This window comes from Corallococcus sp. CA049B, from assembly GCF_003611685.1.
GTDB classification, from domain to species: Bacteria; Myxococcota; Myxococcia; order Myxococcales; family Myxococcaceae; genus Corallococcus; species Corallococcus coralloides.
Window position 1 is genome coordinate 23,097 of the sequence record NZ_RAWC01000043.1, and the last position, 16,525, is coordinate 39,621.

The 16,525-nt window shown below is 70.0% G+C and carries 10 protein-coding genes; 4 read left to right on the plus strand and 6 right to left on the minus strand.

All coding sequences use genetic code 11. From position 1 onward, the window contains the following. Positions 1–60: 60 nt before the first annotated feature. Together D7W82_RS12850 and D7W82_RS12855 are read right to left on the minus strand one after the other, a co-directional pair. Positions 61–273: a hypothetical protein gene (locus D7W82_RS12850; RefSeq protein ID WP_199727742.1), complete on the minus strand. Its 213-nt coding sequence runs from the start codon at positions 271–273 to the stop codon at positions 61–63. A 305-nt stretch (positions 274–578) separates the two neighbouring features. Next, positions 579–4,934 carry a carbohydrate binding domain-containing protein gene (locus D7W82_RS12855; protein WP_120618623.1) on the minus strand — a complete coding sequence of 1,452 codons (4,356 nt, stop codon included), beginning with the start codon at positions 4,932–4,934 and terminating at the stop codon, positions 579–581. A 179-nt stretch (positions 4,935–5,113) separates the two neighbouring features. Here D7W82_RS12855 and D7W82_RS12860 point away from each other — a divergent pair, with 179 nt between their 5' ends. The 3 genes from D7W82_RS12860 (at position 5,114) to D7W82_RS12870 (ending at position 11,207) form a co-directional block, all read left to right on the plus strand. Further along, positions 5,114–8,185, plus strand: a complete 3,072-nt coding sequence (locus tag D7W82_RS12860) for an aminotransferase class I/II-fold pyridoxal phosphate-dependent enzyme (RefSeq protein WP_120618624.1) — start codon at positions 5,114–5,116, stop codon at positions 8,183–8,185. A gap of 997 nt (positions 8,186–9,182) precedes the next feature. Further along, positions 9,183–10,481, plus strand: coding sequence for an acetamidase/formamidase family protein (locus D7W82_RS12865; RefSeq protein WP_120618625.1), 1,299 nt, complete (start codon positions 9,183–9,185; stop codon positions 10,479–10,481). Between the two features lie 138 nt (positions 10,482–10,619). After that, positions 10,620–11,207 carry an SRPBCC family protein gene (locus tag D7W82_RS12870; protein WP_158617645.1) on the plus strand — a complete coding sequence of 196 codons (588 nt, stop codon included), beginning with the start codon at positions 10,620–10,622 and terminating at the stop codon, positions 11,205–11,207. An 11-nt stretch (positions 11,208–11,218) separates the two neighbouring features. Here D7W82_RS12870 and D7W82_RS12875 read toward each other — a convergent pair whose 3' ends face one another. The 4 genes from D7W82_RS12875 to D7W82_RS12890 all read right to left on the minus strand — a co-directional run bounded on the left by D7W82_RS12875 (position 11,219) and on the right by D7W82_RS12890 (position 14,901). Continuing rightward, the gene (locus D7W82_RS12875) at positions 11,219–12,439 is read right to left on the minus strand and encodes a serine hydrolase (RefSeq protein ID WP_120618627.1); all 1,221 of its coding nucleotides are present in this window, start codon (positions 12,437–12,439) and stop codon (positions 11,219–11,221) included. A gap of 63 nt (positions 12,440–12,502) precedes the next feature. Further along, the gene (locus tag D7W82_RS12880) at positions 12,503–13,132 is read right to left on the minus strand and encodes a 2OG-Fe(II) oxygenase (protein ID WP_233587448.1); all 630 of its coding nucleotides are present in this window, start codon (positions 13,130–13,132) and stop codon (positions 12,503–12,505) included. Between the two features lie 73 nt (positions 13,133–13,205). Continuing rightward, positions 13,206–14,144 carry a RimK family alpha-L-glutamate ligase gene (locus tag D7W82_RS12885; protein WP_120618629.1) on the minus strand — a complete coding sequence of 313 codons (939 nt, stop codon included), beginning with the start codon at positions 14,142–14,144 and terminating at the stop codon, positions 13,206–13,208. Positions 14,145–14,172: 28 nt separating this feature from the next. Beyond that, positions 14,173–14,901 (minus strand): hypothetical protein, encoded by a 729-nt coding sequence (locus D7W82_RS12890; protein ID WP_120618630.1) that lies wholly within the window; start codon positions 14,899–14,901, stop codon positions 14,173–14,175. 158 nt (positions 14,902–15,059) lie between these two features. Here D7W82_RS12890 and D7W82_RS12895 point away from each other — a divergent pair, with 158 nt between their 5' ends. Further along, entirely contained in the window at positions 15,060–16,403 is a 1,344-nt protein-coding gene (locus tag D7W82_RS12895) for an erythromycin esterase family protein (protein WP_120618631.1), read from the plus strand. The last annotated feature ends 122 nt before the right edge of the window (positions 16,404–16,525 follow it).

The window sequence follows — 16,525 nt, forward strand, 5'->3', positions numbered from 1 at the left end:
GTGAACGCTTGCCAAGCTGCTTGGCCTGCTGTTCGACATGCTCTGACCCCCGCTCTGTACTCAGCCTGAGAGGAACGCCTCCCAGTCGTCTGCCTGAACCGTGACGCCCGACCCCTTCCGCCAGGCGGTGACCTCCGCCTCCCACGCCGCGGCCCCTCCTCGCAGGGGGAAGGCGCGCGTGACCGCGAGCCGGTAGAACGGTTCGTGGTCGCGCAGGAGGCCGCGATTGACCGCGTCGACTTCACCGGGGCCGTGACCGGAGCCCCCGGCCATCCATTCCGGGCCCCTCACTGATGCGTCTCCAACCTGTCCGACAGTCGGACAGGCTTCCGCGACTCGGCCGGAGCGGAGAACGTCCAAGGGAGCCCGCCAGCACGGGGGTGCGCGCCGCGACCTCCAAACCTGTCCGACAGTCGGACAGGTTCGTGGCGTGCGGCTGCCGGGGGAGCCCTCCCTGCGTTCTCACCTTCTCAACCATGGGCACGGACGTCGTGTTCGGGAGGTTGGCGCGGTTCTCGCCCGACACGGCAAGTCACGGCGGGCCCCTGTCGCGGACCCGCCGTGATGGAGTCATTGCCTCAGCGCCAGGTGTCGTTCACGGTCGAGGTTCCCGTGGCCGGCGTCGTCAGGGTGCGGTTGGCGCCGCCCTCCCAGGTGACGTTGTTGGCGGCGTCCTTCTTGATGAACTTGTACTCAACCGCCGTGGAGCCCGGCAGCGCGACGGCCGCGCTCCACGTGGGGTAGTTGGCCGCGGACAGCAGGATGGCATTGGCCGGAGCCCAGCTCCCCAGCGCTGCGACGTTGCCCACCACGTACACGCTCTGTCCCATCACGGTGCTCGCCGTGACGTTGAACGTCACCGTGGCCCCGCTGGTGGACGTGGTGACGGAGAGCGCGGAGGACTGCGCGGACGCGTTGCCCGCCGTGTCCCGCGCCCGCACGGTGTAGCTGTACGCCGTGCCCGCCGTCAGCCCCGTGTCCGTGTAGCTGGCCGTCGTGGGCGAGCCCACCAGTGACCCATTGCGATACACGTCATAGCCCGCGATGCCGCTCGCGTCGGTGGACGCCGTCCACGTCAGCGACACGGTGGTCGCCGTCTTCGCCGGAGCCGTCAGCCCCGAAGGCACCGACGGCGCGGTGGTGTCCTGGGACGGCGCACCCGCGGAGATGCTCCCCGCGTTGAACGTCGAGGTGCCCGCGGGGAAGAAGTAGTTGAGCCCCCCGTTGTTGTCCCACGTGCCGCTGCCGTTGTTGAAGACGGCCTCCAGCTGCGTGGCCGAGCCCAGGCTCACCGTGTACTTCGCGTACCCCGAGACCTCCGCCGTCGCCATGGCCACGCCCGGAGACGTCGTCCACGTGCCGCCCGCCGGACGGTAGTGGATGTAGGGCGTTGCGTAGCCCTTCTTGTAATAGACGGTCGCCGTGTTGCCGGCGCTGGTGGTGACGGAGAGCGCGGTGCTCGCCGCGGACGTGTTGCCCGCCGCGTCGCGTGCCCGCACCGTGTAGCCATAGGCCGTGTTGGAGGACAGCCCGCTGTCCGTGTAGCTCGTGGACGTGGGCGAGCCCACCTGCGTGCCATTGCGGAACACCAGGTAGCCCGTCACGCCGACGTTGTCCGTGGACGCGGTCCAGCTCAGTGACACCGTCGTCGCGGACTTCGACGGAGCCGTCAGTCCCGTGGGCACCGACGGCGCCGTGGTGTCGCTCACCGGCGCGCCCGCCGTGATGACGCCCGCGTTGAACGTGGAGGTGCCCGTGGGGAACAGGTAGTTGCCGCCGTTGTTGTTGTCCCACGTCCCGCTGCCGTTGTTGAAGACAGCCTCCAGTTGCTGCACGGAGCCCAGGTTCACCGTGTACTTTGCGTACCCCGTCACCTCCGCGTCCGGCATCAGCACGCCCGGCGCCGTCGTCCACGTGCCACCCGCGGGGCGGTAGTGGATGTACGGCGTAGCGAAGCCCTTCTTGTAATAGACCGTCGTCGTGTACCCCAAGCCGGTGGTGACGGAGAGCGCAGCGCTGGCCACGGAGGTATTCCCCGCCGCGTCACGAGCCTTCACGGTGTAGCTGTAAGTCGTGCTCGAGGACAGCCCCGTGTCCGTGAACGTCGTCGCCGTGGGCGCGGCCACCTGTGTGCCATTGCGGAACACGAGGTAGTCACTCACGCCGTAGTTGTCCGTGGCGGCGGTCCAGCTCAGCACCACCGAGGAGCTGGTGACACCCGACGCGGAGAGCCCCGAGGGCGCTGACGGCGCCGTGGTGTCCGGGGGCAGGGTGGTGACGGAGAGCGCGCTGCTCGCCGCGGAGGTGTTGCCCGCCGCGTCCCGCGCCCGCACGGTGTAGCTGTACGCCGTGCCCGCCGTCAGCCCCGTGTCCGTGTAGCTCGTCGTGGAAGGCGAGCCCACCTGCGTGCCATTGCGGAACACCTGGTAGCCCGTCACGCCCACGTTGTCCGTGGAGGCCGTCCACGTCAGCGTCACGGAGCGGTCCGTGCGCGTCGCCGCGAGCCCCGTGGGCACGGACGGCGCCGTGGTGTCCACGCGGAGGAACGGATAGGTGCCCGTCACCGAGCCGTTGATGTCCTCGATGTACTTGCCGCCCTCCAGCCGGTACTTCCCCGCGCCCACGTAGACGGATTGGATCTCGCTGCGCGTGACGTTGCCGCGCGAGTCGGTGGCCTCGATGTAGTAGTCGAGCAGCTGGTCGCGGTAGGCCCCGAGGTACACGTAGTAGAGGTCGCCAATCTCCTGCGCGGCCACCTTCTGCATCACCGGCAGGTGCGCCGGCTGCCACGCGACGCCGTTCATCACCGGCCGCAGCTCGCGGCGCTGGAGCGGGTAATCCACCCAGGCGCCCACGCGCGACGGCGTGATGCCAGGCACGCCCGCGGCCTTCAGCGCCACCGGGTCGTAGACGCGAGGCGTGTTGTCCAACGGATCGATGCTCTTCGCCGTGTGCACGCGCACGCGCGCCTTGATGCTGGTGATGCCGCTCACGTCGAACGCATAGGTGTACAGCGCGAAGTTGTTGTCGAAGTGGTGCAGCGTCCACCCTTCGGACTTGTCCGTGTTGGCGCTGCCCGGGTTGTACGGCCAGCGCTGCGGCCACCAGACGGACGGGCCCGTGCGGTCCTGTGCCAGCCGGTCCTGCACGTACGGCTTGGAGAAGTAGAGCGACTGGTTGAAGGACAGCGTGGGCTTCACGTTGTCGTCCACGTTCTCGTCGTAGTAGCCGAAGCCGGAGTCCATGGCCGGCAGGAGGAAGTACCAGGCCAGCTCCGCGGGGTTCGCGCCGCCCGCCCAGTCATTCGCCGCGTCGCCCTTCACCGGGAAGGACAGCATCCACGGGTTGAGCTGGTTGCCCGCGTGAGTCACCTGCGAGTCCAGCGCCGTGGTGGGCTTCCAGTGGTTGGGGTGCGCGTCCAGCCAGACCTGCTCGGCCGTCTTCGCGTAGTTCATCGCGGCCTGGAGCAGCGCGAAGTTGCGCTCCAGGTAGTGCCAGCCGTGCTCCAGCGACACCGTCATCCCCTCCTGCACGCCGCTCAGGTTCGTCTTGGGCGCCAGGTTGAGCCCGGTGGCCGAGTTGAACGCCGGGAACTGCCCCTTCCAGATGCCGAAGGGCAGCCGCCAGTGGTGCCACTGCGGGTCGGACGAGGAATCGCGCGTGTCCACCCACGAGCCGTCCTGAACGTGCACCACGTCCGTGGAGACGGGCGTGTTGTTGACCAGGTACTCGTCGATGCCCAGGCACTGCACGCCGCCGGTGCAGGTGACGGCGCGGCCGTTGAGCCACGTGTCGAGCGAACCCGCGCGCCCGCCGGAGTTGTCGCCGTCATGCGCGAGCACGAAGAACTGCTTCTGGGACACCAGCCCCTCGAAGTCGCGCAGGCCCACCACGTCCACGGTGGCCTGCCCCTCCCAGCCCTCCAGCCAGGAGCCGTTCTGGTTGACGGGGATGCCCACGACGCGCGACTCGGCGCCCGTGGCCGGGTCCACGTAGCGCACCCAGTGCGGCGTGGAGGCGAAGGGGTACTTGTTGCGGATGACCTGCTGCTCGTGCGCCATGGACTCGCTCACCCAGGCGCCCACGGTGCTGGTGTTCTGGAGGTCCGCGCGGTTGGGCGGCGACACCAGCGTGTCCGAGCCCGGGTCGTTGAGGAACGGATAGTCCTTCAGCGTGCGGGAGAAGTGGTTGTCACCGATGACGGACCACTTCACGCCCAGCTTCGCCAACGTGGGGATGAGCCGCTCGCTGAAGCCCAGCTCCGTGGGGAAGAAGCCCTTGGAGGCCGTGAAGCCGCTGCCCAGGAAGTACGACTGGGACAGCGTGGCGCTCTGGTAGATGAGGTCCTTGAGGAAGTAGTCCGGCCCCACCAGCGGGCCCATGGAGTGGTGGCCCGTGAAGTGGATGAGGTCCAACGAGCGGTTGCCCGCGGGCGTGCGCAGGTTGGCGTAGCGGTCCCGCCAGGTGGCGCCCCAGTTGGCGTTGTCGTAGCCGGACACGTTGCGGCGGGTGACCAGGTCGTTGACGTTGTTCACCACCGCGCCGGACATGGTGACGTGAACCTGTCCCGTGGAGGCATTGGCCTTCATGTCCGCGGCCACGTCCGGCGGCCAGTATTGATACGCGCCCACCTTCGCGTGGTGCGAGTAATACGTCACCAGGTCGTCGTGCGGCATGGGCGCGCCCGACGGCAGGAAATAGGTGTAGTTGGCCGGAGGTGACTGCTTTATCTGGATGACCTGCCCGTCATACGCGTAGCGGATGGGGCCGCCCACCGGCGTCGCGTTGTATTGGGTCAGGTCGTAGTACGCCCAGAAGTTGGGCATGTGATTGTGATACACGTGCGCGGCGGCAATCTGCGCCTGCGCCGGCTGCGCGTGTATCAGGATGACGGCGAACACCGCGAGCAAGGCCAGTTGCGGCTGTCTTTTCATGGGGCGTCCTCACCGGACGAGAGGGGCCGTCCGGTGGGCGCTGCTTACTGGCGTTTGACTCAAGATTTCCCATGTAAACTGGGAATGACAATCTGTAAATTGATACTGCGATGCGTCAGGCACTCGCGGACAAGCGGTCGTTGACAGGGGGCATGCGGGCCCGGACAGTCGGGCGCGCCATGGCCACCTATCCCGCGTCAGCCCGTGAAGCCTTTGTCCAATTGCGTACGCTTGCGGAGGCGCTGGCCCGGCCGGACGAGCGTGCGCGGGCGCTGGCGGAGCTGCGCGAGCTGGCGGAGCTGTCGCGCGACCAGCCGGAGGGGGCGCCGCTGCGGCTGGCGTCGGTGGTGGTGGCGGTGGGCGCGTCCCAGGAGCGGCTGGAGTTGTTGATTCCGCCGTCCATCTTCGCGCCGGAGGCATGGGCGTTCACGTTCCTGGAGGGGCTCCTGAAGGTCCCGCTGGACGAGTACGCCGGCAAGCAGCTGGTGGAGGTGGGCTCCGGCTCCGGGTGGATCTGCATCGCGCTGGCGAAGTTCACGGGGCTCGCGCGCATCCGGGGGCTGGACCTGAACCCGCAGGCCCCGGCGGTGGGGCTGTGCAACGCGTGGCTCAACGGCGACGAGGCGCTGGTGTCGCGGCTGTCCTTTGGTGAGAGCGACCTGCTGCTCGGCCTGCCGCAGAAGCCGGAGTGGGACTTCATCGTCGGGTGCATCCCGCAGGTGCTGCGGAGCGACGAGCTGCCCGCGGAGCTGGCGCAGGCGGATGAGCAGGCGCTGTTGGACCTGTCCAACTACACCTCGTTGCAGAACGTCTACGAGGACCACTTCGGCCTGGGGCTCATCGCGCGCCTGCTCAACGAGGCGCCGGAGCGGCTGCTGCCCGGGGGACGGCTGCTCTTGAACCTGGCGGGCCGTCCGGGCCGCGCCATCATCGCGCGGATGTTCACCCGGCGCGGTTTCACCACCCGCGTGCGCGTGGCCCGGCGGGTGATGCAGGCGGCGGACACGGACATCCGCCCGCTGGTGTCGCTGGAGCAGCGCACCGGGCGGGAGTTCGAGTTCTTCATGGAGGCGCACAGCCCGGAGCCCCTGCGCGCGGCGACGGCGCTGGGCTGGCTGCAGTCTGGCCAACCCATCTGGCACGAGGTGGCGGTGTGGGAGGCCCAGCTGTCGCTGCCCCGGGAGACGCTGGCCCTGCGCGCCGCGCTGCGCTCGCTGGGCATCGCGGCGCTCCAGGAGGAGCTGGACCTGGGGGCGGCGTCCGCGGAGCAGCTGGGCTTCGTCACGGCGCTCGCGGAGCGGCTGTCGCAGGCGCCCTTCCTGCCCTACGCGCACGAGGCCGGCGACGCGTCCTTCCGCAGGCTGGTGGCCCGCTACCTGGACCGCCACTTCGGCCTGAGGTTGTCGGAGGACTCGCTGTTCGTCGCGCCCGAGCGCGAGCAGGCCGTCTATTCGTTCCTGCTCGCCACGTGCGACCCCGGGGACACAGTGCTGGTGTCGCGCAGCCTGCACCCGCTCTACGCGCGCGCCCTGGACAAGGCGGGCGTGCGCGCCACCGTGACGCACAACACGCTGGGGGAGATCCGCCGCCTGCTGAGCGCCTTCGACGTGAAGGCCGTGCTCCTGACGGTGGAGCCGGGCGAGCGCACCAACCTGGCGGTGCTGCGCGACATCGTGGCGGAGGCCGCGCGGCGGGGCATCTGGGTGGTGCTGGACGAGAGCGCCTTCTTCAACATCACCGGCGACGTGGAGCCGCGCACCCTCTTCGAGTTCCTGGCGCGGACGCAGCACTCGCCCAACCTGGTCATCCTGTACGGCCTCATCAAGAACGCGGTGTGGCCGGACCTGGAGCTGACGCTGCTGCTCCCCGTTCCGGAGCCGCTGCGCGCGGACCTGGAGGTGGCGGCGGAGGTGACGTACTCGCGCATCAGCGTGCTGGCGGAGTGGTTCTACGAGCGGACCTTCTCGGAGCTGCTCGCCTTCCGCATGGCCTTCGCGGAGCCGGTGCCGCCCTCGCCGCACCGGGCGCCGGAGGTGCCACTGCCGCGCTCGAGCCGCATCGCGAGGCTGTCGGAGCTGCCCGCGTTCGCGCCGAAGTTCTTCCGCGAAGACGACCCGGAGCTCGTGCGCCTGGACTACGGCGAGAATGAGGGCCCCATGCCGCTGCCGCTGGTGGAGGGGCTCATCGCGGCGGGCGTCGCGCCGCGCGCGGACGGAGCGCAGACGGGGCTGGCGGAGGCCGTGGCGGCCTTCCTGCTGGAGACGCGAGGGGCCCGCTATGCCCCCGAGGACGTCGTGGTGGCTCCCGGCGTCTGGCCGCTCATGCACCACCTGGGCGTGGCGCTGCGCCAGCGGCTGGGGCGGATGCCGCGCGTGTTCCTGGTGACGCCCTGTTACGGAGTGCTGGAGCCCACGTTCCTGGCGGCCGGCTGCGAGGTGGAGTCCGGCCCGCTGGGCACGCTGCTGTCGCGCCGCGCGCGGGGGACGACGCCGGACGCGGTGGTGCTGTCGCAGCCGGCGAACCCCACGGGGCACTACCTGTCGCACGAGGAGTTGATGGCGCTGGCGACGTTCGTGGTGGAGCAGCGCTGTCTCTGGATTTCAGATGAAATCTTCGGCTTGGTGAATCTCACCAACCCCACGGCGGAGACAGTGCACAGCCCGGTGACGCTGGAGGGCGCGGTGCCCGGCATCGGCGTGCGGACGGTGCTGTTGGGCGGACTGTCGAAGGAGTTCGCGGCCGGGGGCCTGCGCGTGGGCTGGGTGGCCACGAAGGACAGGGCATTGGTAGCGGCGCTGCGCGACAGCGCCCCGGGCGTACTGCACACGCCCACCGCCCGCGCGGCGGCGTACCTGTACGCGGCCCATGCGCGCGGACCGGACGGACAGTTGCTCTACGCCGCCCGGCACAAGGCGCTGAGGAACTACCTGGCGAGGATGCGCCGCGACCTCGCGGAGAAGCGCGCGCTGGTGGCGGAGGCGCTGCCGGACGACGGCCGCGCGGAGGCCACGGAGGCGGGGGGCTTGTTCCTCGCGCCGCCGATGACGGCCTGGCTGGGGCGCTCGGTGGATGGGGTGAAGCTCACGCCAGAGAACCTGCCGCGCGTCGTCTACGAGCACACGCACGTGGTGCTCAACGGCGGCGCGTGGTGCGGTGACCCGGAGCGCGTGCGCGCGGTGTTCTCCATTCCGAGGGAGAAGCTGTTGAAGGCCCGCGACCGGCTGCGGACCTTCGGCCAGCGGCTGCGCTGACGGAACGGCGCGGCTTCAAGCGAGGCCCCCGGCGGCGGGACGGAGCGGTCCAAACCTGTCCGACAGTCGGACCAGTTTCCGCTGCTCGGGCGAAGCGGACGCTCCCGGCCGAGCAGTTCCAAACCTGTCCGACAGTCGGACAAGTTTCCGCCGCCAGGACAAAGTGGGCGCCGTCCGGCCCCAGCTTCAGGCCCGTCCGATAGTCCAACAGGTTCGGGCCGACCGGGCAAAGCGGGGGCCTCCAGGCCGCGCCGTTTCAAACGTGTCCGACAGTCGGACAGGTTTCCGCTGCCCGGGCGAAGCGGACGTCTCCGGGCCACGCGGTTCCAAAGCTGTCCGACAGTCGGACAGGTTTCCCAGGCCCGGGTGGAAACGGGCGTGTCCCGGCCGCGCGGTTCCGAACCTGTCCGACAGGTTTCGGCCGCCTGGATGAAGCGGCTTGGCCTGGCCGCGCCGTTTCGAACGTGTCCGACAGTCCGACAGGCTTCCGTGACCCGGGCGAAGCGGACGCCTCCGGGCCGCGCCGGCCCAGACTTGTCCGACAGTCGGACAGGTTTCCGAGGCCCAGGTGGAAACGGGTGCGGCCCGGCCGCGCGGTTCCGAACCAGTCCGACAGTCGGACAGGTTTCCGCCTTCCGGAGGCGGACGCCTTTCGACCGCGCCGTTTCGAACGTGTCCGACAGTCGGACAGGTTTCGGCCGCCCGGACGAAACGGACGGCTCCCAGCCGCGCCTTCCTGAACGTGTCCGGCAGGTTTCGGCCGCCTGGACGAGGCGGGCACCTCCCGGCCGTGCCTTTCAAACGTGTCCGACAGTCGGACAGGTTTTGGCGGTGCGCCGCCGGCGGGGGCGTCTCCGGAGCGTTCTCGTGTTCTCAGTTCTTTGGAGGGAGCTCATGCCCGAAGGCTGGGGCTGATGGATGCCCGGGGGCTGCGAGCCCGCGGCCACCGGCTGAGGCGACGCGGATCCGGGACCGTTCCTCTACACTGCGCCGGCCCATGATCCGTTCCCTCGCCGTCCTCCTCTGCTGTCTGCCTGCCGGCGCGCTCGCGGCCTCCGAGTCCTGGCTCGTGACGACCGACCTGTGGGGCAACCCCGCCTACCAACTCCTCACGCTGGAGCGCGATGGGAAGCGCCTCACCGGCGAGCTGGATGGGGACGCGCTGAAGGGGGAGCGCACGGGCAACGCCATCCACTTCGTCGTCACGGACTCGCGCCAGAAGACCTACGTCTTCGACGGCAAGGTGAGCGGTGAATCGCTGCGCGGCACCGCGGACTACCCGGACAGCAACAACCCGAAGACGCGCGTGTCCCATGCCTTCACGGGCCGGTTGCTGCCCTCGCGCCCCGCGGGCGGTCCTCGCGTGCATGACTTCACGCCCACCTCGTGGTCCAACGAGTTCACCGCGCACCGTGCGCCGGTGCTGACCGTCTGGCCGGGCGACACGGTGCGCACCTCGACGCTCGACTCCGGCGGCATGGACCCGAAGGGCGTCACCCGCGCCCTCTTCGGCAACCCGCAGACGGGCCCCTTCTTCATCGCCACCGCGAACCCGGGCGACACGCTGGCCATCCGCATCCGCCGCCTCACGTTGAACCGCACGTTCGCGGACAGCCTGGATGGCATCGTGGGCCGGGCCCTCACTCCGGGCCTCGCCGCGAAGGCGACGGAGCTGGGCAAGCCCGTGCGCTGGAAGCTCGACCCCGACCGCGGCGTCGCGACCCCGGAGAACCCGACGGAGCGCCTGAAGGCCTTCACCGTGCCGCTGCGGCCCATGCTGGGCGGCCTGGCCGTGGCGCCCGGCTTCGGGTCCGCGCCCCTGTCCACCGGCGACACGGGCCGCTACGGCGGCAACATGGACTTCAACGAGGTCGTGGAGGGCAACACCGTCTACCTGCCCGTGGCGCAGCCCGGAGCGCTCCTATACCTGGGCGACGCGCACGCCGCGCAGGGCGACGGCGAGACGTCGCAGTACGCCCTGGAGACCTCCATGGACGTCGAGTTCACCGTGGACGTCCTGCACGGCAAGCCGCCGCCCTCCACGCCTCGCGTGGAGTCCCCCACGCACCTGATGGCGCTGGGGCAGGGCGGCTCACTGGACGACGCCCTGCGCTCCGCGACGCAGGGGCTGACCCAGTGGCTGGAGCAGGACTACGGGCTCACCCTGTCGGAGAGCGCGCAGGTGCTGGGCAGCTCCGTCCAGTACGTCGTCGCGAACCTCGCCGGGCGCAGCGTGGGCGTCGCCGCGAAGCTGGACAAGGCTCGGCTCCAGGCCCTCCGCCCCTCGGTGAAGTGAGCTGGAGTCCCGGGTGCGTCCGCGGCCCCTGAAAATGGGGCGGAAATGCCGTGTCGATTCCGCGGCCCCTCGTTCGACGTGGAGGTGAACCCTCCCGGTCACCCGGGAGCACCTCTTCCATCGAGCCGGGAGCCTCCCATGGCCAGCAAGATCGCAATCGCCGTCCTCGTCCTCGTCGTCGCGCTGGGCGCCTTCGTCGCCACCCGCCCGGACCACTTCCGCATCGAGCGCAACGCGCACGTGGCCGCGCCCCCGGCCACCGTCTTCGCGCTGATCAACGACCTGCACCGGTTCGACACGTGGAACCCGTTCCGCTCCGAGCCCGCGCCCGGCGTGACCAATGTCTTCGACGGGCCCAACGAAGGACCGGGCGCCAGCTTCTCCTATGCCGGCGGCGAGTCCGGGGCGGGGCGCATGACCATCGTGGAGAGCCAGCCCGGCGCGCGCGTCGTCCTCAAGCTGGAGTTCTTCAAGCCGTTCGAAGCCACGAACCAGGCCACCTTCACGCTCACCCCGGAGAACGGCGGCACCCGCGTGAGCTGGGCGATGGAGGGCGAGAACACCCTGATGGGCAAGGCCATGTCGCTCGTCGTGAACATGGACACGATGATCGGCAAGGAGTTCGAGCGGGGCCTCGCGAACCTGGACGCCACTGCCCGAGGCATCACCCCGCCTTCCAGCGCGAGCGCCCAGTCCGACGCGGCGACGCCCGCCCCGGCGCTCTGAAGCATCGAGCCTCAGTCCTCCAGCGCCCGGTAGGCGCCCTTGGAGAACTCCAGGGCCAGGGCCTCGTCGTCGGGGCCCTGCATGCGTCTCTGCGTCAGGAGGATGGCGGTCAGGTCCTGCCGGGGATCGATGAAGAACGTCGGGCCGTAGCCGCCGGCCCAGCCGTAGCGCCCCGCGGTGGGGGAGATGCCATCCGGCTTCGTGCACACGGCTCCGCCGAAGCCCCATCCGGACGCATCCCAGAAGCCAGGGAAGAAGGGCGAGGCGGCCTTCTGCTCCTCCGGAATCTGGTCCGTCAGCATCTCCTGGACGCTCGCGGAGGACAGCAGGCGGGTGTTCCCGGCCTGACCTCCGCCCAGCAGCATCCGGCAGAAGGCGAGCAGGTCATCGGCCGTGGACACGAGCCCTCCCTGGCCTCCTCCCGACAGGAACGCGGGAGGCCGTGACCAGGAGCTGTCCGCCGGTGTGTCCCACGCTTCCAGCGTTCCCGTGGCGTCGTCGAGCGCATAGGCCGTCGTGAGCCGGTCGAGCTTCTCCGTGGGCACGGTGAACGCCGTGTCCTTCATGCCCAGTGGCACGAAGAGCCGCTCGCGCAGGAAGTCGTCGAGGCGCATGCCCGAGGCCCGCGCGACCAGCACGCCCAGGACCTCGTAGCCGGTGTGATAGCTCCACCGCTCTCCGGGTTGATGCATGAGCGGCAGCGTGCCCAGCCGCCGCATGAATTCGTCGGGCGGATCCGTGAGCGCGTGGAAGCCGGGCGCCACCCGGGCCTCGCTCATGGCCCTCTGGATGGGGTGCGTGCCGGGCGGCGCCATCACCGCGCCCAGCCCCCAGCGCAGCGTGAGCAGGTCGCGCACGGTGATGGCGCGCTTCGCGGGGACGGTGTCGTCGAGCGGGCCGCCGGGAGTGCGCAGGACGCGGCGGTCCGCCAGCTCCGGCAGCCACGGGTCGACGGCGCCGTCGAGCGGGAGCTTCCCGTCCTCCACGAGCATCAGCGTGGCCACCGCCGTGATGGGCTTGGCCATGGACGCGAGCCGGAAGAGGCTGTCCCGCCGCATGGGCGGACCGGAGGGCGCAAGGCCCTGCGTGCCCAGCACGTCGACGTGCACGGTGTCTTCGCGAGCGACCAGGGCGACGACACCGGGCAGGTCGCCGCGTTCGACGTGGCCGCGCAGGGCGGACGTCATGTCGGCGAGCCGTGACGGGGAGAGCGCGGCGGATCGTGGGTGCATGGCCTTGAGTCTAGCCCCGCGACGCCGGCCGCGAGTCCAGATGCGTGGGGGCAGGCCGGCGCTTCAGCGCTTCGCGAGGATGAAGGCGGTGACGGAATAGCGCTGGTGGCCCCGGGCCTCGGACGTCCATTCCGTCACGCGGTGGGGGGCGCCCCTCGCGCGGAAGATGAACACCGAGTTGAAGAGCGGCGGGACGCGCATCATGTCCGCGTCCACTTCGGGATGCCGGAAGGTGAGGACGCCGCCGAAGCGGTCCTCCCACGGGCGCGTGAAGTTGTAGACGACGGCGAGCCCTTCCTCGTCCGTGTCCCGGTGCTCCGGGAAGAACTCGCCCACCTCCATGCGCGACACCTGCACCTGCCGCGTCTCCAGTGGCTCGGGCCAGCCCACCAGCGCGGCGTGGAAGGCCGCGCCGTCCGCGCTCTTGAGCCACGCGCAGAAGTCCGTCAGGGCGGAGGGCTCCTGCTGATGCAGCGGCGCGATGTGCAGCGGATAGGGGCCGTGATGGTGGCGCACGAAGCGCGCGTCTCGCAGGGCCTGGTGCAGCGCCTCGGCGCGCTCGGGGAGGAGGGCGTCCGTGAGGCAGAGGTGCGGCACCCGTCCGCCTTCAATGAACTCCCGGCGGAGCGTGGCGTGCAGGGCCTCGGAGACGGAGGCTAGGCGCGTCCACGCGGTCGCGGACGCCGGGAACACCTCCGGCTTCGGGGCCGGGACGGGGCCGAAGATGCTGTCGGCGTAGTCCGTGATGAAGAACCCGCTCGGGCGCTCAGGCCTTGGAGACGAGGTAGCTGGCGAGCCGGGAGATGACTTTGCCGTCGCGCGGGTCATCGAAGAAGGAGATGGCGGGAGTGGGGTTGAATTCAAGCGCCACGAAGGCGCCATCAGGTCCGCGCCGCAGGTCCACCGCCGTGAAGACCATGCCCAGCGCGCTGGCGCCCTTGAGACACACCGCCCAGGCCTCCTTCGGCAGGCGGGCGGGCTTCACGCGGTGCAGGTTCTGCCTCGCGTCCACCACGCCGTCGGTGGGGATGTGGAAGGCGGACACGGGCTCGCCGTCGAGCACGTAGGCGCGGAACTCGTCGCCCTGGATCTGCTCCTGGAACAGCACCGGGCAGTTGGCGAGCAGCTGGAGCCGTTCCTCGGTGAGGTCCGCCTCCTCCACCTTGCGCACCAGCGCGCCGCCGCTCAGGGGCTTGTAGATGACGGCCCCGTGGCGCGCGACGAACTCGCGCACCGCGTCCGGCGAGGCGGTGGCCAGGGTGCTGGGGACGGGGATGCGGTGGCGGCGCAGCAGGGCCAGCTGTTGCAGCTTCAGGTAGTGCAGCTCCACCGCCTCCAGCGGGTTGACGAACGAGCCGCCGCGCCGGTGCAGCGAACGCAGCACCGAGTGGAGGAACGACTGGCGCTCCCGCTCCGCCAGGTACTGCTCCTGCCAGCGCGGGAAGTTGCGCTCGGACAGGGCCTCGGCCTCGGGGACCGGGAGCGAGAGGCGCACGAGCTTGAGGTAGAACGAGCGCAGGTCGCTGAGACACTCACCGTCCCAGTGGACCTCCCCGTCCTCCCAGCTCAACGCGGCGGAGTCCGGGACCCGGTCCGTCTCCAGGACGATGGCTCGCGCACGACGCCGCTCCACCGCTTCCGCGACGAAGCGGGTGGCGTCATCCGAGCGCGAGCCGATGACCACGACCTTCTTGCGAGACGTCATGGGGTCCCTGACTTCGCCCGCCCGTCTTTCAGACCGGGCTGTCCATCTTGACCTTCACGATGCCGCCATCCAGCGGCTTGAGGTCCGGGAGCTTCGAGCCACGCGTGGGGTCATCCATCATGACCTTCACCACGCCGAGGTCCTCCGGCGGCTTGAAGTCCGGCAGCTTCAAGCCACCGGTCGGATCATCCATCCGGATCTTCACCCGGCCGCCGTCCGGCGGAGTGAAGTCCGGCACCTTCGAGCCACGGGTCGGGTCATCCATCATGACCTTCACCCGGCCGCCATCCGGCGGCGTGAAGTCCGGCAGGTTCAAGCCACCGGTCGGATCATCCATCCGGACCTTCACCCGGCCGCCGTCCGGCGGCGTGAAGTCCGGCAGCTTCAATCCACCGGTCGGATCATCCATCCGGATCTTCACCCGGCCGCCGTCCCGCGGCGTGAAGTCCGACAGCTTCGAGCCGCGGGTGGGGTCGTCCATCATGACCTTCACCATGCCGCTGTCCTTCGGCGGCTTGAGGCCGACGCCGTCGCCCACGAACCTATCCGCGAGCTCACGGGCCTTCGGGGTCAACTTGACCTTCTCGAAGGCGTCGCGCACCTGGTGCTTCTGCTGGGGGCTCAGCTGGCTCGCGTCAGCGCCCTGGAGCGCCTTCTTGAGGGCCGGGGCGCCCACGGCCTTGCCTGCCGTGCTGGCGGTCTTCAACGCGGTCTGCAGCGACGAGACGAAGCCCGTGGGGGATTTGATCTGGGTCATAAAGATTCCTCTGAAAAGGTTATCGCCGTGCCTGGTCAGGGAGTTGCTTGATTCTCTCAAGATGAGAGTCCCGGTAGACCCTGGGGCTGCCTGGCCGCCCGCCGTCTTCCTTCGGGCCATGGGCGACCCAACCCTTGAAGACAAGGGGAGGAGACACCATGGCGCACCGAGACGACGGACTGCTGGTGCGAGCGCTCGCGGAGTCCGTGCGGCCGCTCCAGGGGACGAGGGAGGACTTCGGGCCCCTGATGGACCTGGTGGGGAACGCGACGTGCGTGCTGATTGGGGAAGCGACCCACGGCACGCACGAGTTCTACCGGCTGCGCGCGCTCCTGACGCGGAGGCTCATCGAGGAGAAGGGCTTCAACGCCGTCGCGGTGGAGGCGGACTGGCCGGACGCGTACCGCATCAACCGCTACGTGCGGGCCATGGGCACGGACGCGGACGCGGTGGAGTCGCTCTCTGACTTCCAGCGCTTCCCCGCGTGGATGTGGCGCAACGCGGACGTGCTGGACTTCGCGGGCTGGCTGCGGACCCACAACGACCGTCACTCCGCGCGGGAGAAGGTCGGGTTCTACGGGCTGGACCTCTACAGCCTCCACGCCTCCATGGGCGCGGTGCTGAAGTACCTGGACCGGGCGGATCCGGAGGCCGCGAAGCGCGCCCGGTACCGCTACGCGTGCTTCGAACACTTCGGCGAGGACCCGAAGGACTACGGCCACGCGACGTCGCTGGGCCTGTCTCCGGATTGCGAGCGCCAGGTCGTCGACCAGCTCCGCGAGCTGCAACGGGAGCGCGAGGCCCTGCTGCGAAGGGATGGGTTCATCGCGGAGGACGCGCAGTTCGAGGCGGAGCAGAACGCCCGGGTCGTCCAGAACGCGGAGGAATACTACCGGTCCATGTTCCATGGGCGCATCTCGTCCTGGAACCTGCGCGACACGCACATGGCGGACACGCTGGATGCGCTGACGGGCTTCCTGAAGCGGAGGCTCGGGGCCGCCCGGATCGTCGTCTGGGCGCACAACTCACACGTCGGGGACGCGCGCGCGACGGAGATGGGAGCGTCGGGCGAGGTGAACCTGGGCCAGCTGACGCGCCAGCGACACCCGCGAGCGACGCGGCTCATCGGCTTCAGCACGTACCGGGGCACCGTCACCGCGGCCTCCAACTGGGGAGGGTCCGCCGAGCGCAAGCAGGTCCGCCACGGGCTCGCGGGCAGCTGCGAGTCCGTCTTCCATCAGGTTGGCCTGCCGGGCTTCCTGCTGGACCTCCGCGAGCTGGGAGAGGCCGCCGGAGCGCTCCGGGAGCCGCGCCTGCAGCGGGCCATCGGCGTCATCTACCGGCCCGAAACGGAGCGCAGGAGCCACTACTTCCACACGCGGCTGCCGGAGCAGTTCGACGCGATGTTGCACATCGACGAGACGCGCGCGCTCGAACCGCTGGAGCGCACCGCCGGATGGGAGCGCGGTGAAGCGCCGGAGACCTATCCGACGGGCCTGTAGCCGCCGGGCCTCGCGGCTACCTCCGGGGCCGGGTGGCCGCGGCCTTGCGGGTGGCCGCGGCCTTGCGGGCGGACGTCTTGCGCGCGGTGGCCGTGCGCTGGCGTGAGGCGCTCTTCGCCTGG

Coding starts and splice junctions, on each gene's coding strand:
- D7W82_RS12850 (WP_199727742.1), bottom strand. CDS start 273: ATGGCCGGGGGCTCCGGTCACGGCCCCGGTGAAGTCGACGCGGTCAAT.
- D7W82_RS12855 (WP_120618623.1), bottom strand. CDS start 4,934: ATGAAAAGACAGCCGCAACTGGCCTTGCTCGCGGTGTTCGCCGTCATC.
- D7W82_RS12860 (WP_120618624.1), top strand. CDS start 5,114: ATGGCCACCTATCCCGCGTCAGCCCGTGAAGCCTTTGTCCAATTGCGT.
- D7W82_RS12865 (WP_120618625.1), top strand. CDS start 9,183: ATGATCCGTTCCCTCGCCGTCCTCCTCTGCTGTCTGCCTGCCGGCGCG.
- D7W82_RS12870 (WP_158617645.1), top strand. CDS start 10,620: ATGGCCAGCAAGATCGCAATCGCCGTCCTCGTCCTCGTCGTCGCGCTG.
- D7W82_RS12875 (WP_120618627.1), bottom strand. CDS start 12,439: ATGCACCCACGATCCGCCGCGCTCTCCCCGTCACGGCTCGCCGACATG.
- D7W82_RS12885 (WP_120618629.1), bottom strand. CDS start 14,144: ATGACGTCTCGCAAGAAGGTCGTGGTCATCGGCTCGCGCTCGGATGAC.
- D7W82_RS12890 (WP_120618630.1), bottom strand. CDS start 14,901: ATGACCCAGATCAAATCCCCCACGGGCTTCGTCTCGTCGCTGCAGACC.
- D7W82_RS12895 (WP_120618631.1), top strand. CDS start 15,060: ATGGCGCACCGAGACGACGGACTGCTGGTGCGAGCGCTCGCGGAGTCC.